The organism is Nonomuraea sp. NPDC050394, from assembly GCF_044459065.1.
Lineage (GTDB): Bacteria > Actinomycetota > Actinomycetes > Streptosporangiales > Streptosporangiaceae > Nonomuraea.
The window spans coordinates 344084-366843 of record NZ_JBITIO010000002.1 but is presented as its reverse complement, the minus strand read 5'-3'; the positions used below and the strand labels follow the sequence as shown (position 1 = coordinate 366843).

General features: G+C 71.6%; 17 protein-coding genes and 1 pseudogene. 12 read left to right on the top strand and 6 right to left on the bottom strand.

Annotation, left to right across the window (positions count from 1 at the left end; translation table 11 throughout):
• Positions 1–126 precede the first annotated feature (126 nt).
• The gene (locus ACIBKY_RS09875; RefSeq protein WP_246509277.1) at positions 127–720 is read left to right on the top strand and encodes an Lrp/AsnC family transcriptional regulator; all 594 of its coding nucleotides are present in this window, start codon (positions 127–129) and stop codon (positions 718–720) included.
• A gap of 2 nt (positions 721–722) precedes the next feature.
• On the opposite strand, the gene ACIBKY_RS09870 is transcribed toward ACIBKY_RS09875, so the two are convergent.
• A complete protein-coding gene (locus ACIBKY_RS09870; protein WP_397095951.1) occupies positions 723–1946 on the bottom strand; it encodes a glycosyltransferase in 1224 nt (407 codons plus the stop codon).
• A gap of 63 nt (positions 1947–2009) precedes the next feature.
• On the opposite strand from ACIBKY_RS09870, the gene ACIBKY_RS09865 reads away from it, so the two are divergent.
• Positions 2010–2504, top strand: a complete 495-nt coding sequence (locus ACIBKY_RS09865; RefSeq protein WP_397095949.1) for an ion channel — start codon at positions 2010–2012, stop codon at positions 2502–2504.
• On the opposite strand, the gene ACIBKY_RS09860 is transcribed toward ACIBKY_RS09865, so the two are convergent.
• Complete coding sequence (locus ACIBKY_RS09860; RefSeq protein WP_379616901.1) at positions 2501–3388, bottom strand: multiprotein-bridging factor 1 family protein; 888 nt, start codon at positions 3386–3388, stop codon at positions 2501–2503. The genes ACIBKY_RS09865 and ACIBKY_RS09860 overlap by 4 nt on opposite strands.
• A 53-nt stretch (positions 3389–3441) precedes the next feature.
• On the bottom strand, positions 3442–4722 hold the full coding sequence (locus tag ACIBKY_RS09855; protein WP_397095947.1) for a proprotein convertase P-domain-containing protein: 1281 nt from the start codon (positions 4720–4722) through the stop codon (positions 3442–3444).
• 298 nt (positions 4723–5020) lie between these two features.
• Between ACIBKY_RS09855 and ACIBKY_RS09850 the strand changes: the two genes are divergently transcribed.
• Positions 5021–6841, top strand: coding sequence for a hypothetical protein (locus ACIBKY_RS09850; protein WP_397095945.1), 1821 nt, complete (start codon positions 5021–5023; stop codon positions 6839–6841).
• Between the two features lie 54 nt (positions 6842–6895).
• Positions 6896–7585 (top strand): SDR family oxidoreductase, encoded by a 690-nt coding sequence (locus tag ACIBKY_RS09845; RefSeq protein WP_397095943.1) that lies wholly within the window; start codon positions 6896–6898, stop codon positions 7583–7585.
• Between the two features lie 4 nt (positions 7586–7589).
• Here the strand turns inward: ACIBKY_RS09845 and ACIBKY_RS09840 are convergent, their stop codons facing one another.
• Both ACIBKY_RS09840 and ACIBKY_RS09835 read right to left on the bottom strand, forming a co-directional pair.
• A complete protein-coding gene (locus tag ACIBKY_RS09840; protein ID WP_397095941.1) occupies positions 7590–8513 on the bottom strand; it encodes a phosphotransferase family protein in 924 nt (307 codons plus the stop codon).
• 2 nt (positions 8514–8515) lie between these two features.
• The gene (locus ACIBKY_RS09835; protein ID WP_397095940.1) at positions 8516–9271 is read right to left on the bottom strand and encodes a tRNA(His) guanylyltransferase Thg1 family protein; all 756 of its coding nucleotides are present in this window, start codon (positions 9269–9271) and stop codon (positions 8516–8518) included.
• A gap of 175 nt (positions 9272–9446) precedes the next feature.
• Between ACIBKY_RS09835 and ACIBKY_RS09830 the strand changes: the two genes are divergently transcribed.
• Both ACIBKY_RS09830 and ACIBKY_RS09825 read left to right on the top strand, forming a co-directional pair.
• Positions 9447–10214: a hypothetical protein gene (locus ACIBKY_RS09830; RefSeq protein ID WP_397095938.1), complete on the top strand. Its 768-nt coding sequence runs from the start codon at positions 9447–9449 to the stop codon at positions 10212–10214.
• Positions 10211–10822, top strand: a complete 612-nt coding sequence (locus ACIBKY_RS09825) for a hypothetical protein (RefSeq protein ID WP_397095936.1) — start codon at positions 10211–10213, stop codon at positions 10820–10822. The genes ACIBKY_RS09830 and ACIBKY_RS09825 overlap by 4 nt, the downstream gene beginning before the upstream one ends.
• A 42-nt stretch (positions 10823–10864) precedes the next feature.
• Here ACIBKY_RS09825 and ACIBKY_RS09820 read toward each other — a convergent pair whose 3' ends face one another.
• Entirely contained in the window at positions 10865–12391 is a 1527-nt protein-coding gene (locus ACIBKY_RS09820; protein WP_397095934.1) for a glycoside hydrolase family 88 protein, read from the bottom strand.
• 320 nt (positions 12392–12711) lie between these two features.
• Here ACIBKY_RS09820 and ACIBKY_RS09815 point away from each other — a divergent pair, with 320 nt between their 5' ends.
• From ACIBKY_RS09815 to ACIBKY_RS09790, 6 genes and pseudogenes are all read left to right on the top strand, one after another.
• A complete protein-coding gene (locus tag ACIBKY_RS09815) occupies positions 12712–15123 on the top strand; it encodes a PQQ-dependent sugar dehydrogenase (RefSeq protein ID WP_397095933.1) in 2412 nt (803 codons plus the stop codon).
• 72 nt (positions 15124–15195) lie between these two features.
• A complete protein-coding gene (locus ACIBKY_RS09810; RefSeq protein WP_397095932.1) occupies positions 15196–16995 on the top strand; it encodes a glycosyl hydrolase family 28 protein in 1800 nt (599 codons plus the stop codon).
• Between the two features lie 109 nt (positions 16996–17104).
• Positions 17105–17332: pseudogene (locus ACIBKY_RS09805) on the top strand (glucose dehydrogenase); the annotation flags it as partial.
• Positions 17333–17338: 6 nt separating this feature from the next.
• Positions 17339–18535, top strand: a complete 1197-nt coding sequence (locus tag ACIBKY_RS09800; RefSeq protein ID WP_397095931.1) for a carbohydrate-binding protein — start codon at positions 17339–17341, stop codon at positions 18533–18535.
• Positions 18532–20421 (top strand): glycosyl hydrolase family 28 protein, encoded by a 1890-nt coding sequence (locus tag ACIBKY_RS09795; protein ID WP_397095929.1) that lies wholly within the window; start codon positions 18532–18534, stop codon positions 20419–20421. Before ACIBKY_RS09800 ends, ACIBKY_RS09795 begins: the two co-directional genes overlap by 4 nt.
• Positions 20418–22757: a glycosyl hydrolase family 28 protein gene (locus ACIBKY_RS09790; RefSeq protein WP_397095927.1), complete on the top strand. Its 2340-nt coding sequence runs from the start codon at positions 20418–20420 to the stop codon at positions 22755–22757. Before ACIBKY_RS09795 ends, ACIBKY_RS09790 begins: the two co-directional genes overlap by 4 nt.
• Positions 22758–22760 lie beyond the last annotated feature (3 nt).

Sequence of the window (22760 nt, the reverse complement as noted above, 5' to 3'; positions counted from 1 at the left end):
GATATTCTGTGAAAGTTGTCGTGGATTGTCCGGCAGAACGTCCAGCCCGTGTCACGTCGGTGAGACGGTTTGTCGAGGAGTGTGGTACAGGTGGCGGAAATTTCCAGAAATGGTGGAGAGAGTGGGTTGCGCTCTGGACGGATCGGCATCGGCCTTGAGCTGGACGCCGTCCATTTGAAGATCCTGCAGGTCCTGCGCGAGAACGGCCGCATCTCGGTCGCCGCGCTGGCCGAGCGGGTGGGCATCTCGCGGGCGAACGCCTACACCCGCTTCGAGGCCCTGCGCGCCGACGGCGCCATCAAGCGCTTCACCGCCGAGATCGACCACGTGAGGGCCGGGCTCGGCATCACCGCGCTCATCTTCGTGACCGTGCGCCAGCAGATGTGGAAGCAGTTCCGCGCGGAGCTGGCCCGCATGCCGGAGGTGGAGTACTGCGCTATCACCACCGGGCAGCACGACGCCATGATCCAGGTGCGGGTGTCCGACGTGGCCGAGGTGCACACCCTGGTCACCGACCGCCTGGCCGGCATCCCCGCCGTCAAGGCCACGGAGACCGTGTTCATCCTGGACGAGGTGCTCAAGCGGCCGTACGTGCTGCCCAGCGACGGGCCGCGCCCGCAGCGCCGCCAGGCGCCCGACCCGAGCCCGGCCGAGGTGCCGCTGGGCAAGATGCGCTTCGTCGGCGCCGCCGAGGGCCGCGCCGCCCTCAGGAAGGAGTGAACCTAGCCGGCCGCGAGGGCCTCGATGCGGGAGACCGCCTCGGCCACGCCGTCCTCCGCGGCCACCTCGGCGGCGACGGCGCCCGCCGTACCGGACAGCTCCAGGGCTGAGGCGAACGCGGCGGCCACCTCCGGCGCGCGCGGCCTCCCGCGCAGCGGCGGGGGCGCGACACCCAGCCGGTGCAGGCGGTCGGCCCAGAACGGCTGATCGCCGAGGAAAGGGCGGACGACCTGCGGAACCCCGGCGCGCAGGGCCGCGGCGACGGTACCGATGCCGCCGTGGTGCAGGGCCAGGGCCACGCGCGGCAGCAGCCAGTCGTGCGGCGCCTCCTCGATCACCAGCACGTCCTCGCCGCCCTCGTCCTCTTCCCCGGGGCGCAGGCCGCCCCAGCCCGTCGCCAGGATCGCCCGCCGCCCGGTCAGCCGCGCCGCCTCCACGACGGTCGCCGCGAGAGCGCGCGGATCACGCCCGGCCATGCTGCCGAACCCCGCGTAGACCGGTGGCGGCCCCTCCTCCAGGAACGCGGCCAGCCGCTCGGGCGGGGTCCAGTCACCGGCGGCGGGCAGGGTCCAGAAGCCGATCGGATCCGCCCGCGGAGGCCAGTCGGCGGGCGCGGGCAGCAGGCGCGGGCTCCACGCGTGCAGCACCGGCCCCGCCGCGATCAGCTCGGCCGCCGGGCGGAAACCCTCGCACAGGCCCAGGACCTCCGACCGCCACGTGCGCACCACCGAGCGGTAGGGCGCCTCGACCGCCGCCGCGACCCGCCAGGTGGCCCGGTTGACGGCGGGCGGCAGCCGTACCGGGAGGATGGGGGAGGCGAAGGCGGCGGTCGGCACGTACAGCGGCAGCAGCAGCCCCGCCAGCGACGGGATCCCGGCCTTCTCCGCCAGGTAGGGCCCGCCGAGCGCCTTCGGGTGGTAGACGATCACGTCGAGGCCCGGCTCGATCAGCGCTGCCTCCGCGTCGAGCACCCGGCGCACCATCGGCTTCACCGAGCGCGCCGCCGTGATGGCCGCGCCCGCCCCCTGACCCTTGACCTGGTCCTGAAGGTCGAGCATCTCGTCGGGCAGCGGCGCGAAGGCGACCCCGAACGGCGCCGCCAGCGACCCGAAACGCCGCGGCCCCGCCACGACCGGCTCGTGCCCGGCGGCCAGCAGCCCGCGCGCCAGCGCGACGTACGGCTGCACGTCTCCCCGGCTGCCCATCGTGAGCAGGAGCACCTTCACGTTTTCCCACTACCCCGGCGTGTCCCGCCCGAAGCCGGAGCCATCGTGCGGTCACAGTGAGTCATGGCCGTTCATCGCCCGTTGCTGACCGCCCTGCAGCACCTGGCCGTCATGGCCGGGCTGGTCGCCCTCTACTACCTGGTCCCGCTGGGCGACGGCTCCAACGTGGCGCGGCTCGGGGGCGCGGCCGGGCTGTTCATGCTCGGCGTGCTGGTGCTGGTCTGGGTGTTCGGCCGGCACACGATCGCGGTCGCCCACCGCGACAAGCAGGCCAGGCTGCGCACGCTCCTGCTGCTGATGTACGTGGTGACGATCTTCTTCGCCCTCGGCTACCTCATGGTGGCCACGATCGACCCGGCCCAGTTCGCGGGCCTGCGCACGCGCACGGACGCCCTGTACTTCACCGTCTCCACCATCGCCACCGTCGGCTTCGGCGACGTGCACGCGGTCGGGCAACTGGCCCGCGGGCTGGTCGCCACGCAGATCATCTTCGACCTGATCATCCTCGCGTCGCTGGTCGGCGCCTACCGCGCCGCCATGGCCCGCGAGGAACGCTAGGCCCACTCCCACCGGACGCCGTGCACGCCTGGCCGTACCTCGACGTCGGCGATGTGCACCGAGTCCCAGCCGCTCAGCCGTAACTCGCCCACGTCGGCGGGCGGGGTCGCGGTCGTCGGCTGGTGCGTGCGGAAGCAGCGCACCGGCGTCGTCCCCGGCGCGAACTGCACGGTCAGCAGGTACGCGTGCGCGGGGAAGCGGAACCAGCGGTTGTAGAACAGCGCCTGCGGCCCGCGTTTCCTGTAGCGGAACTCGTACTCCACCACATAGGTCTCCCCGGCCGCCAAGGGCCGGTCGAACAGCAGCTCCAGCGCGGTCAGCCCGGCGGGCTCGTCCTTCTTGACCCGTCCCAGCCTGCAGAAGGACGCCGAGAAGTCCTCGGGCAGGTGCGAGCGCTCGTTGTAGTGGATGGCCACGTGCCGGTCCACGCCGTCCGAGCGGGCCTGGAAGACCGCCCGGGTGCGCACCGAGCGCTCGTCGCGGTCCGTCCCCGTGGTGATGTGGTCGTGGTAGGACAGCAGCGCGAGCTGTCCGTCGGTGACGTTCTTGATCTCGCCGAGGAGCCGCTGCAGGCTCCCCGCTTCAGGGCACAGATCGCGGTACGGCACCGCGCCCGGCACATGGCTCACCCAGCGTCCCCTCGGCCTGGGCGGACCCAGGCTGGCGATGAGAGTGTCGCCCGGCAGGGCGAGGATCTCCTCCAGCGCGTGGAGGGCCCGGAGCGACTGCGATCGCTCCGGGCGGCACTTCCCGCGCTGCCAGTTGCTGAGGCTGGCCAGGCTGACCTTGATGCCACGCTGGGACAGGCGGGCGTGCAGGCGCTCCAGGCTGAGTCCGCGCGCGGTGATCGCGTCACGGAGAAGGCGGTCGAAATGCTGCTCCATCGGGACAACTCCCCGGTTTCAGGAGTGATCAGCCCGAATTTACAGCGCAAGTGTCAGAAAGTCAGGCTCCAGGCGTCGATATAGCCCGAGTGGTTGGAGTCGACGTCCTTGACCCGTAGCCGCCAGGTGCCGTTCGCGGGCGAGTCGGCGGCGTTCTTCGTGTACGTCTCGTGGATGATCGTGCCGTCGTCGTCCGGCGCCGGATCGCGCAGCCGGTAGACCACGCCGGTCGGGCCGACGAGGTCGAGCTGCAGGTCACCGCGCCAGCCGTGGTGGACGTCGGCGTAGACGCTCAGCGTGGCGGGCGCGTTGCCCGGCACGCCGGTGACCGTGATCGGGGACTCGCCCTGGCCCAGGTCGGCGACGTCGACGTTGGCCGCGTTCTCGAACGTGCGCCCGCCGGGCGTCTCCGGGCCGTAGTTCTGGATCCAGTCGCCGACGTAGCGGGTGGTGGTGCCTCTGCGGGCGCCGCCGCCGTACGCGCCGGAGCCCTCGAAGTAGGTCCAGCCGCCGATCGTCTTGTCCTGCAGCGGGACCCACGAGGAGCCGCTCTTCAGCGCGAAGTGCACGTGGTTGCTGCCCGCCGAGCCGCCGCAGGGGATGCGCGTGCTGGTCAGGCCGAGGTAGTCGCCCATCTTGAGCTGGGTGCCGTTGGGGCGGATCTCGTTGAGCAGGTGGTAGTACTCGGTGGTCCAGCCGTTGTCGTGGATGATGCGGATGTGCCCGCCGTTGGAGCAGACCCAGTAGGCGCGGCCGGACTGGGCGGCGAGCACGCTGCGGTCGCTGGCCCGGCTGTCGAGGTCGATCGAGCTCCACGGCCGGGGCTGGCCCGACCAGCCGTGTGGCCCGCCGATGATCTTCCAGGAGGCGCCCTGCTGGTAGGGCAGGGACAGGCCGGTGGGGGCGGCCTGGGCCTGGGCCTGGGCCTTGGTGTTGGCGGCGAAGGTACGCTTCTCGCCGTCGCTGACCACGGAGGCGGGCGCCTGCCGGGCCAGGGCGGCGAACTCGGGCGTGCCGTCGAGGCCGGCCTTCCATCCGGCGGCGGTGCGCTGGGCGACGAACAGCCAGCCCTCGGGGTAAGCGCCCTCGATGTTGGGCGCCTTGATCACCGAGGAGCCGAACACCCAGTCGCCCCGTGCGCTGCGGCGCTGCACGTTGACTTCGGTGCCGGCGCCGGCGGCCGCGAGCTTGGAGCCCTCGGCCTGGCTGCGGGCGGTCATGAGCTGGACGACGGTGGAGTCGAGGTCGGGCTGGGCGGAGGGGGCCGCCGCGCCCATGGACGCGGCGGAAAGGACGATTACTGCGAAAACGGTGGATAAGCGGCGGTGCCTCATCGAAGGCTCTCCTTCTCGCTCCGGAGGCGGTCTCTCGCCGTGTACCGTCCACCCGTCCGCGGTGGGGCAACAACCACCCTGCGCGGCGGCCGGCCCAATTCCCTGATAAATCCACCTTCAACGCTGAACATGGCTGATGTTCTGGCAGGTCGGGGGCATGGGCGCCGAGGTGGGGATTGAAGTTTCAGCGTTGAGGCCGCCGGCGGAGATTTCCTGATAACGCCCTCACGGCCGCAATGCCTGCCGTACCTTCCTAGTCACGATATGCAGGCATGCGGACACGGACGGTGAGGCTGAAATGCGACGGTCCATACGGGGGAACCGGATCCTCGCCAAGCCCTACCGGGACCTGGTCCTGCTCGGCTACCTCGCCCTGCCCGCGACCGGCGGCGAGGACCGGCGCCTGGCCTGGGCGCACCGGCTGGCCGCCGCCGTCGTCGCCCGCCACGGCAGGCTGGACGAGGCCGGGCTGCGCCGCGTGTTCCTGCGCAGGGTGCTGCGGCTGCGGCTCATGCCGTGGTCGGGGCGGCTCGGGCCGGTCGAGATGGTGCCCGTCGTGGTGTCCGGGTCCGACGTCGCGCTCCTGCGCGAGCTCAACGGCCTCAGCGGCGCGGGCCGCGCCGCCTACGCGATGCTCCTGCTGGAGGGCCGCCTGCCCGCCGAGGTGGTGGAGATCCTCGCGGGCGCCGGAGTCGCCGACCCCGGTGGCGCCCTGGCCGAGGCACGGGCGGTGGAGCGGGCGCACGGCACCCTCGCCCTGGACCCGACCGTCGCCCGCGTCTACGGCCGCCCGTTGCGCCGCACCCGGATGGCCTTCGCCGCCCTGCTCCTGCTCGGCGCGGTGGCCGTGGCCGCGCCCGACCTGGGCTCCGGCGGGCCGGTCAGCGCCGCTCCGCTGCCGGTCGAGCGCGCGGGGGCCGGCGCCTGGCGCGCGGGCACCGACCTCACGCTCGCCTCCTGGCCACCGCGCGGCTCACTCACCGGCGACGTCGAGCTGGTACGGCGGGCACAGCGGGCCTGGGGCTCCGGCCCCGTCCAGTTGATCTACGCGGGCGAGCTGGACGGAGCCCGGATCGTCCTGCTCCGCCGCCACGACCGGATCGCCCGCTTCACCACCACCGGCCGGAGTGCCACGGGCGCGCAGTCCGCCACGGCCGGGCAGGGTCACATGAGCGCGCGGGGTCCCATGGGCGGGCAGGGTCACATGAGCGCGCAGGATCCCATGAGCGGGCAGGGTCCCATGGGCGGGCAGGGCGTCGGCGGTGGACCGGATGGGCTGGAGGTGCTGCCCGCGCCCCGGACCAAGCCCGATGGCACGAGCCCGCTGAAGCTGCTCGCCACCCCGCGGGGCAACCGCTACCTGGTGCCCCCGTGGGTGACCGAGGTGTCGGCGGCTGCCCTGTCGGGCGGAGGGCCACGCTGGCACAAGATCGCGCTGAAGGACGGGGTCACCGCCCCGATCACCTCCGATGCCACGGGATCGGCCGCCTCCGGGCAGGGGTGCTGGCGGGGGCCGGTGTTGCGGTTCCGGGCGCCGGAGATCGCGCACGGCATGCCGTACACCATGCTGGACTTCGGGAGGTTGTCGTCGGCCAGTGCCACGTACCAGCCGCCGCCACCGGCCGACGTGAACCGGTACGGGCCCTGGGAGCTGGACGCGCTGGAGGAGGGGTTCGGCGCGTGGCGGGCGCTGAGCTGCGTGCTCGACCGGCCCTCGGGGGAGATCCAGGCGGCGACGGCGTGGGAGTTCTGGGCCGGGAGGCTGCCCGAGGGGGTCGGCGGGCGGTGGATGTGCCTGCGGCTGTCGGACGCCACCGGCGGCAACTCGGTACGGGCGGTCCTGCTCACGCGGCGCGGCGGGCGCGTCGTGGGCACGGCGACCGCGGCCAGGACCGGCACCTGGGACTGCAGCCGCCTGAGCCGGGACGTGGTCGCGGGGGCGACGTGGACGGCGCCCTCCGGCAGGCGGTACTTCGTGAGCGCGGGCAGCCGCCGCGTCGTCCGGATCACGCTCGACGGCCGCGAGAGCGCCGGCCGGTACGCGGCCAAGGCCACGAGCGCCACTCCCGCCCTGTCGGCCGTCAACGAGAGCGGAGACCAGGTGCCCGTCCTGAGGTGACCGGCGGCCCGGTGTAGAGTGAGTTGGAAATTCAAACTCACTAGGAGGGCCGCCATGGCCGGACTGCCGATCCAGGGCGCGGTCGCGCTCGTGACCGGAGGCAACAGAGGGCTGGGCCGGGCGTTCACGCGGGCCCTGCTGGACAGGGGCGCGCGGACCGTCTACGCGGGCGCCCGCGACCCGGGCACCGTCACGCAACCGGGCGTCGTGCCGGTCAGGCTCGACATCACCGACCCCGCCCGGGTCGCCGCCGCGGCCGCGGAGCTCGGCGACATCACCCTCCTGATCAACAACGCGGGGATCTCCCGCACCCGCGGGCTCGTCACGGAGCCCGACGCGCGGGCCGCGCGGGCGGAGATGGAGACCAACTTCTTCGGCACGCTGGAGATGTCCAGGGCCTTCGCCCCGGTGCTGGCCGGCAACGGCGGCGGCGCGCTGGTCAACGTGCTGTCGGTGCTGTCCTGGATGGTACTGCCCCAGGCCGCCTCCTACTCCGTCTCCAAGGCGGCGGCGTGGTCGCTGACCAACGGGATACGCCAGGAGCTGCGCGAGCAGAAGACCCTGGTGGTGGGGGTGCACGCGGCGTTCATCGACACCGACATGGCCGCCCGCGTCACCCAGCCCAAGATCAGCCCGGCCGAGGTGGCCGCGCAGGCGCTCGACGCGGTCGAGCAGGGGCGCGAAGAGGTCCTGGCCGACGCGTTCACGCGCGCGGTGAAGGCCGGGCTCTCCGCGCCCCTGTGACCGGTCAGCGGGCCACGGCCGCCACGTACTCCCGCAAGCCCTCCCAGGCCGTCCTCGTGTCGGGGTCGTCCTCGTGCGGGGAGCGGAAATCCCGGACGTAGAGGGAGATGTCGTCCAGTTGCCAGCGCAGCCGGAAGAAGTCCATGGCCGGCCGCGAGACCTCGTGGCCCGTCGCCGCCGTGTACGCCTCCCACGCCCGGCGGCACTCGCCCAGCGCCAGCCACAGATCCCGCTCGGGCGGGGCCAGCGCCACCGTGTCCCAGTCGATCAGCAGCCGCCTGGACCCCGCGCGCAGGACGTTGCCCGGGTGCGGCTCGCCGTGCGTGATCACCGTGCCGGTGCCGTGCGCGGCCGCCCGGGCGTCGAAGGCGGCCAGGACCTCGCGCAGCTTCGCCGCGCCGTGGGCGGACAGCAGGCGGCGGGCCGGTTCCGCGTACGGGCCGCCGGTCCACGGCCGGTCGAGCTCGTCCAGGGCCCGCTCCAGGGCGGCGCGGGCGGTCAGCGACGGGTCGAAGACCGGGACGCCGGTGGCGGTGCTGCCGTGGAGGGCGGCCAGGAGGGTGGCCATCGCCGTGCGGTCGGAGCCGGTCTGCTCCTGGCCGAACTCGCCCGCCGTACCCTCGACGAGGGGGTAGACCGTCAGCGCGTAGTGCGGCGGGAAGGGCGCGATCGGCGCCGCGTCGCGGGCGGGCAGCGGGCGGACCACGAAGTCGAGGTCCAGGTCCGCGGCGGTGCGCATCGCGGCGGCCAGGGCGGCGAAGGAGCGGGCCGGGCGCGCGGCGGTGACGAACCAGCGGCCGTCGGCGGTCCAGTGGTGGTCGCCGAAGCCGACCGGGGCGTGGGTCAGGCGCCCGAACGGCAGGTCCCAGTGCTCGCGCAGCGCGCGCAGCAGGTCGTCGGCACGGATGTCGGCGGGAGGGTTCCGCAAGGTCACGTCCTTTCGTGCAGCAGCCGCGCGAGCAGCCGCCGGTAGTCGCCCTTCATGGGCAGCTCGCGCTCGACGCGTACGCGCCGGCGCCGGGTGGTCACGTCCACGCCGCGGATCGGGTCGTGGCCGGGGCGCTCGTGGTTCTCCCACCACAGGCCGACGCCGCGGCGCTGCCAGGCGGGCAGGGCGTTGAAGTCGACGCCGTGGCGTGACAGCAGCTCGTTCTTGGCCGCGACGCTGGTACGTTCCAGCGCCAGCGCGGCCTCGTGCCGGCTCCGGCCGGTGCCGCGCAGCGTCCAGTAGGCCCAGCCGTTGAGCGCGCAGCGGGCCGCGTCCGCCTGCCGCCAGGACAGGTAGTCGATCACGTCCTCCACGTCTGTGCCCAGCCACACCCGGCTGTCGAACTGCGCAGGCTCGCCTGCCCCGTGGGTGAACGCCGAGGCGGCCACCGCGGCCGAGATCGACACCAGCTTCTGCAGCCCGCGGCCGAACATCGCGAAGTCGGGCGCCAGCACCACCGAGACCTCGTCGCTCTCGGCGTAGGCGTAGCGTCCGCCGAGCTCCTCCAGCAGCGCGCGGGCCGTGCCCGCCATCAGCGCCGAGAACCTCTCGTCGAACGGCTTGCCGTAGCGGCGTTCGGTGTAGCGCGAGAAGTTCCGGCCGTCCACCCGCACGATCGCCCAGGCGCCGGGGTCCAGCCGGAGATCGTGGAAACGATCGCCGGCCCGCAGCCGGGCTTCGAGTTCGCTGGAGTGCACACCCGAGCCTGGCACAGGATGCGGCGGCGCGGCATCCCGTTTTGGCCCTGGCCGAAAAGTCCTGTTCCGTCCTGGCCGGGTCCGGCCAGTTCACCGAGATCGTCGGACACGCGGCTGCCGTCCGTGATAGCTACGTGACGCACGGTAATCACGGCGATTCTCGGAGGATTAAACGATGGTGGCTTACGCGCTCGCGGTGGGGGCGGCGGTGGGCGTGGTGGCGCTCGCCGCCCTCGTGTTCAGGAAGATCGGCAAGGGGAGCGACGACAACGACCCCGGCGGCCCGTCGGTCGCGCACGCGGGCGCCATGCTGTCGGCGCTGTTCCTGCTCGCGTTCGCGATCGCGATCATCGTCCCCTGGACCAAGGCCGACTCCGCCCGCCAGAACACCCAGACGGAGAGCCAGGCGGCCGTGGAGGCCTACTGGGCGGCCGACGGCCTGCCCCCCGCCACGCGCGACGCGGTCCGTTCCGGGCTGCGCGACTACGTGGGCTTCGTCGTCGACAGCGAGTGGCCGCTCATGACCCAGGGCGCGGTCGACCCCGTCGGCGCCGAGCGGGTCGACGCGCTGCGCACGCAGGTGACGGGGCTCGCGACCAAGTCCGACGAGGTGGCGGACGCGCAGGACCAGGTCCTCGCGCACGTCCAGGACCTCGCCGCCGCGCGCGCCCAGCGCGTCATCGACGCGAGGACCACGCCGCCGAACGGCCTGCTCCTGCTGACGGCGCTGTCCGGCGTCATCGTGGTGCTGTTCCCGCTGCTGGCCGGTGCCCGGCCGCGCGGCTGGTCGGTGCTGCCGCTGATGGCGCTGGCCGGAATGCTCGGCTTCGGCATCTACCTCACCTGGGACATCATGCGCGTCTTCGACGGGCCGCTCGCGGTCGGGCCCGACGCGTTCCGCGCGGCGCTGCAGGAGTTCGCCCGCATATCCGGGGGCGTGTGACCGTGGCCTTGCCGCGCACGCCGCTGCTGGTGGCGGCGATGACCCTCGTCCTGTGCGCGGTCGCGCCGGGCGCGGCCGCCTTCTCGCCTCCGCCCGAGCACGCCACGGCCCGGCATGGGCAGGATCCGGAGCCGGACTCCGAGGTCGTGGCGGGGCCGGTGGACATCTCTGTTTGCCTGGAGCTGGGGCCGGTGAGCGTGCGGCTGGGGTGCGCCCAGGAGCCCCCGCCACCACCTCCGCCCCCGCCCCCGACTCCCGAGCCGCCGCCCGAGCCGACGCCCACACCTGAGCCGCCGCCGGAACCGACGCCGGAACCGACGCCGGAACCGACCAGGAAGCCGACGCCGACGCCTGTGCGGCCCACGCCCACGCCGGCACCCACGCGCTCACCCGCGACCCAGCCGGTCGTCCAGCCGAGGGTCGTCGAGCGTGAGACGGCCACGCCGGCCCCGTCGCCCAAGCCGACACCCAGCGCGCGGCGTGCCCGCGTGCGCGTCCCCGAGCCGCCGCCCCCGCGCAGAAACCCGCTGGGCACGGTGCTCCTGCTCGTGGTGCTGACCACCGCGATCGCCTCGACGACCGCCGTGGCCTTCGGCGCCTTCCGCTGACGCCGTCGTGGCCCGCCCGGCCTTCCGGGCGGGCCACACCGGTCAGCGCGTGCGTATCATCTGCTCGTTCATGATCAGGAACGCGCCCAGTCCGTGGAAGTCGTTGACCGGCCGCGCCCGGTTGAAGTAGTAGCCGACGACGTCGTCCACGTTGGTGCCCTCGCTGATGTCCACGATGGTGGTACGCCCGTCGGAGCCCATCGACACCTTGGCCAGGACGCCCTGGTAGCCGCGCTCGGCGTACACCTGGTAGGAGGGATCGACGTAGCCCCGCTCGACCGAGCGGGAGATCGTGTAGGTGTACATGGCCGAGCACGAGGTCTCGGTCCAGTTGCCGGAGTCGCCGGGTTCGGTCACGACCTGGAACCACCGCCCGGTCGCCGGGTCCTGCCAGGTGGCGTAGGCGGGGACGAGGTCGCGCAGCATGGTGATCAGGGCGGCGCGGCGCGGGTGGCCGGCGGGGATGATCTCGAGGATGTCGATCGCGGCCATGCCGAACCAGCCGATGGCCCGGCACCAGGAGATGCCGTTGGTGTTGCCGAGCGAGGGCTTGACCCAGGAGGCGGTGAGCCCGCCGGGCTGGTCGTAGGCGTGGTAGAGCAGGCCCGCGGCGCTGCCCGAGGTGCGGTTGAGGCGGCCGTGGTAGATCTCCATCTGCTTGGCCGGCTCGGTGCGGGTGAAGGCGTCCTCGGCGACCCACGCGCCGTAGCGGGCCAGGAACGGGTTGACCATGAACACGCCGTCGGCCCAGAGCTGGCCCTGGCGCGAATCCGAGGTGGAGTGCCACCAGCCGCCGTCGGAGGTGCGCGGGTAGGTGTTCAGCCGGTTGCGGATCTTGGCGGCCGCGGTCCGGTAGCGGCTCTGGCCGGTCTCCTTGTACAGCGCGAGCAGGATGTTGCCCGGCTGCATGCTGTCGAGGTTGCCGAAGCTGTGGGAGATGTTGCCGGAGGAGTCGACGAAGCGGTCGGCCCAGTCCTTGATGTACCGCAGGTGGCGGGGGTCACCGGTGCGCTGCCAGACCAGGTACTGGCCCCAGAGGTACAGGCCGCGGGTGTAGCCCCAGCCGCCGAGCGCGCCGGGGGAGTGGCGGGCCATGGTCGACTCGACCACCGCGGTGGACCAGTCGACGCCGCCCGGCTCGTCCACCGACAGCGAGTCGACGTTGGGCCCGCCGTTCGCGGTGGTGGCCGTGGCTCTGATCGGGGTGGTTCCGGCGGCCAGGGAGACGGTGAGGCGGGCGGTGCGCCAGGTGGTCCACGCGCCGGTGCCGGGGAAGTCGACGACGGTGCCGGCCACGTTCATCTGCCGGTTGGCCGCGGTGCCGTTGGCGTAGCGCAGGGTCAGGGTGACGGTGCGGGCCTCGGAGGACTCGACGGCCCATTCGACGTAGGAGCCGGGCAGGTTGTCGTAGTTGACGAAACCGGTCCCGGTGTAGCCGGGATGGTTGGACTCGACGGCTCCCTGGGAGATCGTGGCGTTCTCGGCTTCGAGGAGCGCTGCCGCGCCGGCGGGCTGAGCGTGGAGCGACGGGGTGGCCAGCATGAGCGCCGTGGCGATCTTCAGGATCACGGCGAAGACTCCTCACTATGAGACATCCCATGTATCACCTGCCCCTGACGGCAGAGTGAGGTCTCCCGGGCTAGCTGGAGGCTGGAACAGCCCGGGAGACAGATCCAATCTTTCGCCGGAAGAGATCTGCCCCAGAGCTATCACCAAACGGTTGCTGCGTCCAGGGTTCCCTCAGAACATCGGATCTTTAACTCGTCGAAGTTAGGAAACCTTCTTAAAGAATGGAGCGTTCCAAGATCTGAAATCTGTTGACGGATGTGACTCTTTGTGGGAACACGATGAAAAGCTCCAATCTTTCGCCGCCAGTCTCAAGGAGCACCATGAAGTTACGTAGGTCCCGGGGAGCCTGTGCCCTCCTGCTCGCCGCCGGGATGCTGACCGCCTTGCCCCCCACGGCCGCCCAGGCCGCGCCGACCCGCTACGAAGCCGAGAACGCCACGATCGTCCAGGGTGCCGTCGAGTCCAACCACGCGGGCTTCTCCGGCACCGGATTCGTCAACGGGGAGAACGTCGCCGGGCCGTACGTGGAGTGGACCGTCAACGCTCCCGCCGCCGGAACCGCCACCCTCGCCCTGCGCTACGCCAACGGCACCACCGCCAACCGGCCCAGCGACATCAGCGTCAACGGCACCCTCGTCGCCGACGACCGCGCGTTCGCCCCCACCGGCGCCTGGTCCACGTGGGCCACCGCCACGCTGACCGCGACGCTCCAGGCCGGGCCCAACAAGATCCGGGCCACCGCCTCCGCGACCGGCGGCAACCCCAACTGGGACTTCCTCGACGTCGAGATGTCCGCGCCGACCACCGAGTACCAGGCCGAGAGCGCGACGATCTCCCAGGGCGCGGTGGAGTCCAACCACCCCGGCTACACCGGCTCCGGCTTCGTCAACCTCGACAACCTCGCCGGCAGCTACGTCCAGTGGACCGTGAGCTCGGCCACCGCCGGCACCCAGGGCCTGTCCTTCCGCTTCGCCAACGGCACCGCCGACGCCAGGCCCATGGACATCTCGATCAACGGCGGCGCCCCCGTGAGCCTGAACTTCCCCTCCACGGGAGCCTGGCCCACCTGGCAGACCGTCAGCCTCAACGCCGCGCTCACCGCCGGCGCCAACACGATCAGGGCCACGTCGAGCACCGCCAGCGGCGGCCCCAACCTCGACAAGCTGGACGTCACCGGACCCGGCGACACCGAGAAGCCGACCGCGCCCGGCCAGCCGTCCTGTACCCAGATCACCCACAACAGCCTCCGGCTGGACTGGGCGCCCTCGACCGACAACATCGGCGTGGCCGGCTACGACATCTTCCAGCTGGGCACCCAGATCGGCACCGCGGCGGCGCCCCCGCACACGCTGACGGGCCTGCAGGCGGACTTCACCTACACGATCTCCGTCTTCGCCCGTGACGGCTCCGGCAACGTCTCCGACAGCAGCCCGGAGGTCACCTGCCGGACGCAGCCGGCGCCGCCGGACGACCCGCCGACGCAGCCGGGCAAGCCGGCCGTCAGCGGCGTCCAGCCGACCCAGGCCACGCTCACCTGGACCGCCTCGTCCGACGACAACGGCGTGCGCGCGTACCTGATCCGCGACGCGGGCAACACCGTGCTGCACACCGTGACCGGCACGCCGCCGGCCGGCACCGCGCAGGTGGCGCTGGAATGCAACAAGACGTACCAGCTGCACGTGGTCGCGCGTGACACCGCCAACCAGCTGTCCACGCCGAGCGCGGCGTCGGACTCCTTCACCACGGGCAGTTGCGGGACCGTGCCGCAGACCCCGGCCACGGTCGCCGGGAGCTGGGACATCCCGTGGGACATCTCCTGGGCGCCCGACGGCTCGTTCGCCCTGGTGACCGAGCGCGACACCTTCCGGGTGTTCAAGCTGACCCCGTCCGGCACCAAGACGCAGGTGGGCACCGTACCCAACAGCCAGACCACCGGCGGCGAGGGCGGCCTGATGGGCGTGGCGATGTCGAAGACCTGGAACGGCACCTCCGACCAGGAAGTCTTCTTCTTCCACACCTCCTCCGAGGGCAATCGCGTCGCCAAGATGAACTTCAACGGCACCGCCCTGTCCGGCTACACCTCGCTGCTGCAGGGCATCGCCAAGAACCGCTACCACAACGGCGGCCGGCTCAAGTTCGGCCCCGACGGCTACCTGTACGCCACCACCGGCGACGCCCAGCAGACCAGCCACGCGCAGAACCTCGGCTCGCTCAACGGCAAGATCCTGCGCATCACCAAGACCGGCGCCGCGGCCCCCGGCAACCCGTTCAACAGCCGCGTCTACAGCTACGGCCACCGCAACCCGCAGGGCATCGCCTGGGACTCCGCCGGCCGCCTGTGGTCCTCCGAGCTGGGCAACGCCTCGCGCGACGAGCTCAACCTGATCCAGCCGGGCAAGAACTACGGCTGGCCGCAGTGTGAGGGCACCTGCTCCGTCTCCGGGATGACCAACCCCAAGCGGACCTGGGGCGTCGGCGAGGCTTCGCCGTCCGGCATCGCCATCGTCGGCAACACGGTCTTCATGGGCGCCCTGCGCGGCCAGCGCCTGTGGCGCATCGTCCTGAACGGCGAGAACGTCGGCACGGTCAACAGCTACTTCAACGGCACCTACGGCCGCCTGCGCGCGGTGGAGAAGGTGCCGGGAGCCAGCGCCATCTGGTTCGGCTCCAGCAACTCCGACAACAACGGCAACGGCAACCCGGACGTGATCCGCCGCTCCAACATCCAGTGACCCCACCGCCCAGCCCTCGCCCGGCTGCCGTACCCGCGGCCGCCGGGCGAGTCACCCCCGAGCGGAGCCTCGATGACACCCTCTCGACGTGACCTTCTGAAGGCCGCGGGCATCGCGGGCGGCGGCGCGGTCCTGCTGCCCCGCGCGGCGGTGGCCGCGTCAGGTACGGCCCTCGCCTCACCCTGGGACCAGGTCCCCGCGATCCTGGCCAGAATCGTGCCGCCCGCGTTCCCCGACCGGACCTTCCCCATCACCGACTACGGCGCCCGGCCGGACAACACCACCGACTGCACCCCCGCCTTCCGCGAGGCCATCGCCGCCTGCAACGCCGCCGGCGGCGGCACGGTGCTCGTCCCCGGCACGGGACGCTTCCGCACCGGCAAGATCCACCTGCTGTCCAACGTGCGCCTGCACGTGGAGTCCGGCGGCACGATCCGCTTCCGCTCCGACGCCGCGTCGTTCCTGCCTGCCGTGTTCACGCGCTGGCAGGGCATCGAGTGCTACAACTACTCGCCCTTCATCTACGCCCGCGACCAGACCAACATCGCGCTGACCGGCACCGGCACGATCGACGGCAACGCCGCCGCGGGCCCGTGGTTCGGCTTCGACGGCCGGCGCGACCCCGACTGGCAGCGCCTGCAGGCGATGGCCGTGGACGGCGTCCCGATCGACCGCCGCCAGTTCGGCGACGGCCACTACCTCAAGCCCAACATGATCCAGCTGTACGGCTGCGCCAACATCCTCATCGAGGACCTCGACATCAGGAACCCGGCGATGTGGGCGGTGCACCCGGTCCTGTCCCGCAACGTCACCGTCCGGCGCGTCAAGATCTACAGCCGGGGCGCCATGGTCGACGGCGTCGACCCGGAGAGCTGCGCCGACGTGCTCATCGAGAACTGCTCCTTCGACACCGGCGACGACGGCACCGTGATCAAGTCGGGCCGCGACACCGACGGCCGCCGCGTCGGGGTGCCGTCGGAGAACATCATCATCCGCGGCAACAAGTACTACGGCCGGTGGGGCGCGATCACCGTCGGCAGCGAGATGTCCGGCGGCGTGCGCAACATCTTCGCCGAGAACAACCAGATCTTCCCCGGCTCCGGCTACAAGTCGTTCTACGCGCTCTACCTCAAGACCAACAACCGCCGCGGCGGCGTGGTCGACGGCGTGCACGTACGCGGCCTGACCGGCGGCCCGTGCGACCGGGGCGGCTTCTACATCGACATGAACTACAGCCTGACCGGCCCCGGCCACGGCCCCATCGCAAACCCGGTCATCCAGAACATCACCGTCGAGCACCTCGACATCAACGACTCCCCGTTCGCCATCAAACTCTCCGGCTCCCCGGCCAGCCGCATCAAGAACGTCTCTATCTCCAACTCCACCTTCACCGCCGTCGACACGCCCGCGCCGCAGATCGGCAACGCCGACAACGTGCGACTGAACAACGTCAGAATCAACGGCACCCTGTACGGCACGCCGCCCGCGGGCACCCGCTACGAGGCCGAGAACGCCACCATCTTCAGGGGTGTGGTGGAGTCCAACCACGCCGGTCACTCCGGCACCGGCTTCGTCAACTACGACAACGTGGCCGGCTCCTACGTCGAGTTCGCGATCACCGCCGCCGGCGCCGGGACGGCCACGCTGAGCTTCCGCTTCGCCAACGGCACCGCCGCCAACCGCCCCATGGACGTGGCGGTCAACGGCACGGTGATCGCCGCGGGCAAGGCCTTCAACGGCACCGGCGCCTGGACCACCTGGCAGACCGCCACGGTCTCGGCCCAGCTCAACGCGGGCGCCAACACGGTCCGGGCCACCGCCACCACCGCGAACGGCGGCCCCAACCTCGACCACCTGGAGGTGACCGCATGACCCCCGCCACCCCCGGGCGGACACATCCGGCACGCCTGGGCGGCGGCACCGTGCAGATCGTGCCGGCCAAGGACCGCGAGGTGCTCCTGCACGCGGGGCCGCGGCCGCCGCGGGCGCGAGCACGCTCACGATCGGCTTCGCCAACGGCACCACGAGCGGCAGGCCGATGACCGTCACCGTGGACGGCGCCGCCGCCGGGTCGCCGGACTTCCCGCCCACCGGGGCGTGGACCACCTGGCGCACGGTCTCGCTTGCGGCCCGGCTCGGCACGAAGGTCCGGCTCACCTCGGCCACCGCCAACGGCGGCCCCAATCTCGACAAGATCACTATCGGATAGGCAATCATGGAACTGTCACGCCGCCAGCTCGGAATCCTCTTCGGCGCCGCCGCCACCGCGCCGCTCCTGACCGCCCGCCCCGCCTTCGCCGCGCCGACCCTCCTTCCGCCCGGCCAGACCTGGCGGCAGATGTGGTCGCCCACCGCGCGCGGCGACGGCATGCGCGCCTGGGAGTCGATCGAGGACGACCGGGCCGACTCCCACCCCTCGGCCGCGCCGCACATCTTTCCCGAAGGCGACAACTTCCGCTTCACCATGCACACGGTCGACCGCGACACCAGCACCGACCGCCAGCGCCACGAGGTCACGGGCAACCGCACCCCGGCCGGCTCCCTGCAGTGGAAGGCGGGGGAGCTGTGGCGGGTCACGTACTCGATGTTCATCCCGGCCACGCTCAAGGCCACCACGTCCTTCACCCACATCTTCCAGACCAAGATGCCGGGCAGCGGCACCGCGCCCATCACCGTCACCTCGCTGCGCCGGGTGGACGGCAGGCAGACCATCGAGCACAAGGTCTTCGAGCCGAACATCCTGGTCGGCCGGACCGACCTCACGCCCCTGCACGACAAGTGGATCGACATCGACTACGAGATCAGGATCGGTGACGGGTCGTCAGGCGCGGTGCGCTGGGTGCTGAGCAGCGGCGGCACGGCCGTCGTCGACGCCACCAGGACCGGCGTGGACACCTTCCTCGGTGACCGGGTGCGGCCCAAGTGGGGCATCTACCGCTCACTGGGCGACACCTCGGGCTCGCTGCAGAACTGCCATCTGCTGCTGACGAACCTGAAGTCGTACAAGGCCGTGCCGGGCGGCGGCGGCGACACCACCCGCTACGAGGCGGAGAACGCGACGATCTCGCAGGGTGTGGTGGAGTCGAACCACGCGGGTCACTCGGGTACGGGGTTCGTCAACGGTGACAACGTGGCCGGGAGTTTCACCGAGTGGACGGTGAACGGCAGCGCGGGCGCGGCGACGTTGCGGGTGCGTTACGCGAACGGCACCACCGCCAACCGGGCCGCGGCCATCGCCGTCAACGGTTCCACGGTGGTGGCGAACCAGTCGTTCAACGGCACCGGAGCCTGGACCACGTGGGCTACGACCGCCTTGCCGATCACGCTGAACGCCGGGACCAACACGATCCGGATCACCGCCGGCACCGCCAACGGCAACCCCAACCTGGACTACATCGAGGTGACCCAATGAGCAGTGAGTTACCCGGCGGAGCCCTGCGCGCCGCCGCGCTGTCCCGGCGCGAGGCCCTGCGCACCGCGGCGCTCGGCGCCGGGGCCCTGGCACTCGGGGGTACGCTCCCGGCAGCCCTCAACGAGCGTGCGGCGGCGGCGCGCGCGCGTGAGCCGGGCGCCGGAGTGAGGGGCGGGGCCGCGGCCGTGGAGGGCACGGCCGCGGCCTCGCCCTGGGACGAGGTGCCCGTGATCCTGGCCAGGATCGTCCCGCCCGTCTTCCCCGACCGGACCTTCCCCATCACCGACTACGGGGCCGTCGGCGACAACAGCACCGACTGCACCGCGGCCTTCCGCGAGGCCATCGCCGCCTGCGACGCCGCGGGCGGCGGCCGGGTGCTGGTTCCGGCGGGCACGTTCCGCACCGGCAAGATCCACCTGCTGTCGAACGTGAACCTGCACGTCCAGGGCACGATTCGCTTCCGTACCGACCCGGGCTCCTACCTGCCGCCGGTCTTCACGCGGTGGGAGGGCATCGAGTGCCACAACTACTCGCCCTTCATCTACGCCAACGGCAAGACCAACATCGCGCTCACCGGCACCGGCACCATCGACGGCAACGCCCCGGCGGGACAGTGGTCCTCGTGGGGCGGCGGCGGCGCCGACCGCGACCGGCTGCGGGACTGGGGCGCCGGCGACCATCCGGTGGAGCAGCGGGTGTTCGGTTCCGGCACGAAGCTGCGCCCGAACATGATCGGCCTCTACAACTGCACGAACGTCCTGGTGGAGAACCTCAACCTGCGCAACCCGGCGATGTGGACGCTGCACCCGGTCTACTGCACGAACGTCACCGTCAGGAACGTCACCTTCTACAGCACCAACTCCCAGGGTGACGGCTGCAACCCCGACTCCTGCACCGACGTCCACATCCACGACTGCCGGTTCAACACCAACGACGACTGCATCCCGGTCAAGTCGGGCCGCGACCGCGACGGCCGCCGGGTCAACCGGCCCTCGCAGAACATCGTGGTGCGCAACTGCAAGTTCTCCGGCCGCTGGGGCGGCATCACCGTCGGCAGCGAGATGTCGGGCGGGGTGCGCAAGGTCTTCGCCGAGGACTGCCAGTGCAACGCCGCCGACTTCCCCGGCCGCTACCCGGTCAAGTACGCGCTGTACGTGAAGACCAGCTTCAACCGGGGCGGCTTCGTCGAGGACGTCCACCTGCGCCGCTTCACCGGCCGCAACCTCGAACGCGACGCCCTCTACATCACGATGAACTACGAGACGTCCGGCAGCATCCCGCCCACGGTGCGCAACTTCACCGTCGACGCGATGACCATCACCGGCGGCCGGGCGGCCTTCAACATCGACGGCCGCTCCGCCAGGCACATCCAGAACGTGACGATCTCCAACAGCACCTTCACCAACATGACCAATTCAGGAAATGTCGCGAACTATGTCGACAACCTTCAGCTGATCAACGTCTTCCACAACGGCCGCGACATCTCCACCACCAGCCCGCCCACCGGCACCCGCTACGAGGCGGAGAACGCGACGATCTCGCAGGGTGTGGTGGAGTCGAACCACGCGGGTCACTCGGGTGCGGGGTTCGTCAACGGTGACAACGTGGCCGGGAGTTTCACCGAGTGGACGGTGAACGGCACGGCGGGCGCGGCGACGTTGCGGGTGCGCTACGCGAACGGCACCACCGCCAACCGGGCCGCGGCCATCGCCGTCAACGGTTCCACGGTGGTGGTGAACCAGTCGTTCAACGGCACCGGAGCCTGGACCACGTGGGCTACGACCGCCTTGCCGATCACGCTGAACGCCGGGACCAACACGATCCGGATCACCGCCGGCACCGCCAACGGCAACCCCAACCTTGACTACATCGAGGTGCAGCAATGAGACGCGCCGCCTGGCCGCTGATCCTCGCCCTCCTGGCCGTTCCCCTCACCGCCGCGCCCGCGAGCGCCAAGTCCACCGCTGCCGAGTTCAACGTGCGCGACCACGGCGCCACCGGCAACGGCAGCACCAACGACGACGACGCCATCGACCGCGCCATCAACGCCGCCAGTGCCGCGCCCGGCGGCATCGTCGTCTTCCCCCCGGGCAACTACCGCGCCCGGACCATCCACCTGAAGAGCAACGTGACCATCCGCCTCGACTCCGGCGCGACCGTGCGCGCGGCGAGCAGCGGCATGGACGCCCCCGAGCCCAACGCCTTCGACGACTACCAGGACTTCGGCCACAGCCACTTCAACAACTCCCTGTTCGTCGGCCGGGGCGTCAGCAACGTGCACTTCGCCGGCGCCGGCTCGATCGACGGCGACGGCAACCTGTCCACCAGCAACTCGCCGCCTTCCGGCGCGGGCAACAAGGCCATCGCGCTGACCGAGTGCGCGGACGTCAGCATCACCGGCATCACCATCCGCCGCGGCGGCCACTTCATGGCGCTGCTCAACGGCTGCCACGACATCCTCATCGACAACCTGAAGACCGTCTACGCCGAGAACGGCGTCCGCGACGGCATCAACCTGATCAACAGCTGGAACGTCGTCCTGCAGAACAGCCGGATCGAGGCCAGCGACGACGCGGTGGCGCTGAAGAGCGACTTCGCCCTCGGCCACACCTACACCAGCCAGAACGTCCGCGTGCGCGACACCACGATCTACTCCCACGAGAACAACGCGATGCAGTTCGGCTCGGAGACCTGCGGCGACTTCCGCGACATCCGCTTCGACAACATCACCGTGCTCGGCGCGGGCAAGGCCGGCATCGGCATGGTCTCGATGGACGGCGCGATCATCGAGGACGTCCGCTACACCAACATCTCGCTGACCAAGACCACCACCCCGATCTTCATGAAGATCGGGGAGCGCAGGCGCTGTCCGGGCTCTCCACCCGCCGGCCGGATCAGGAACATTCACCTGACCAACGTGACCGGCCACGAGCTCACCGCCCCCGAGCCGTCGGGCACCACCGGCGGACCCGAGCTGACCAGCACCATCACCGGCACACCCGCCGTTGACATCGGCCCCGGCATCACGCTCGACGGCGTCAGGCTGACCGTCCCCGGCGGCCACCCCGCCTCCGACGCCGGCCGCGTGCCCGGCGAGTTCCCGACCACCTACCCGCCCCGCGACTACGGCACCCGCCCCGCGTTCGGCATCTGGGCCCGTCACGTCCAGGGCCTGTCGGTCACGGGCGAGATGCGCCTCGACGAGAACGACAACCGCCCCGCCTTCATCGTCGACGACGGCTCCGGCATCCGCCTCGACGTCATCGCCCAGCGCGGCTCCGGCAGCGCCTACGACGTCGGCGTCAGCGGCATCAACGGCTACTCCGTCACCGGCGCCAACACCGCGGGCGGCGCGCTGCGGGTGCGCGCGACGAACTCCACCCCCGTCCCCGGCAACCCCGTCAGCCTGTACGGCGAGGCCGAGGCGGGCACCGTCACCGCCCCCATGCGGATCCAGCAGGACCCGGCCGCCTCCGGCGGCTCCTACGTCACCGTCGCGCCGGGCAACAACAGCCAGGCGGCGGCGCCACCGACCGGCCACGCCACGCTCGGCTTCGCCGTACCCGATCCCGGGTCCTTCAAGGTGTGGGCCCGCGTCATCGCCCCCACCAACGGCGACGACTCGTTCTGGGTGCGCGCGGACGGCGGCTCGTGGACCAACTGGAACACCGTCCCGCTCGGCGCCTCCTGGCACTGGGCCCAGCTTCCGGTCACCTACGACCTGAACGCCGGCACCCACACCGTCACCTTCGCCTACCGCGAGGACGGCGCCCGCCTGGACCGGGTGGCGATCTCCAGCGACCCGTCCTTCACCCCGTCTGACGGCCCGCCGCCGACCGGCTCGCGGTACGAGGCGGAGGAGGCGGTGATCGCGCAGGGCGTCGTGGAGTCCAACCACGCCGGGTTCACCGGCACCGGCTTCGTCAACGGCGACAACGCCGCCGGGCCCTACGTGGAGTGGACGGTCACCGCCGCCCGGGCGGGCGCCGCGACGCTGGCCTTCCGGCACGCCAACGGCACCACCGTCAACCGGCCGATGGCCGTCTCGGTGAACGGCGGCGCGCCCGTCCCCGTGAACTTCCCCGGCACCGGCGCCTGGACCACCTGGACAAGCGCGACGCTGACCGCGCAGCTCAACGCCGGTGCGAACACCGTCAGAGCCACCTCCACCACCGCCAACGGCGGACCCAACCTCGACCATCTCGCCGTGACCGGCCCGTAGAGG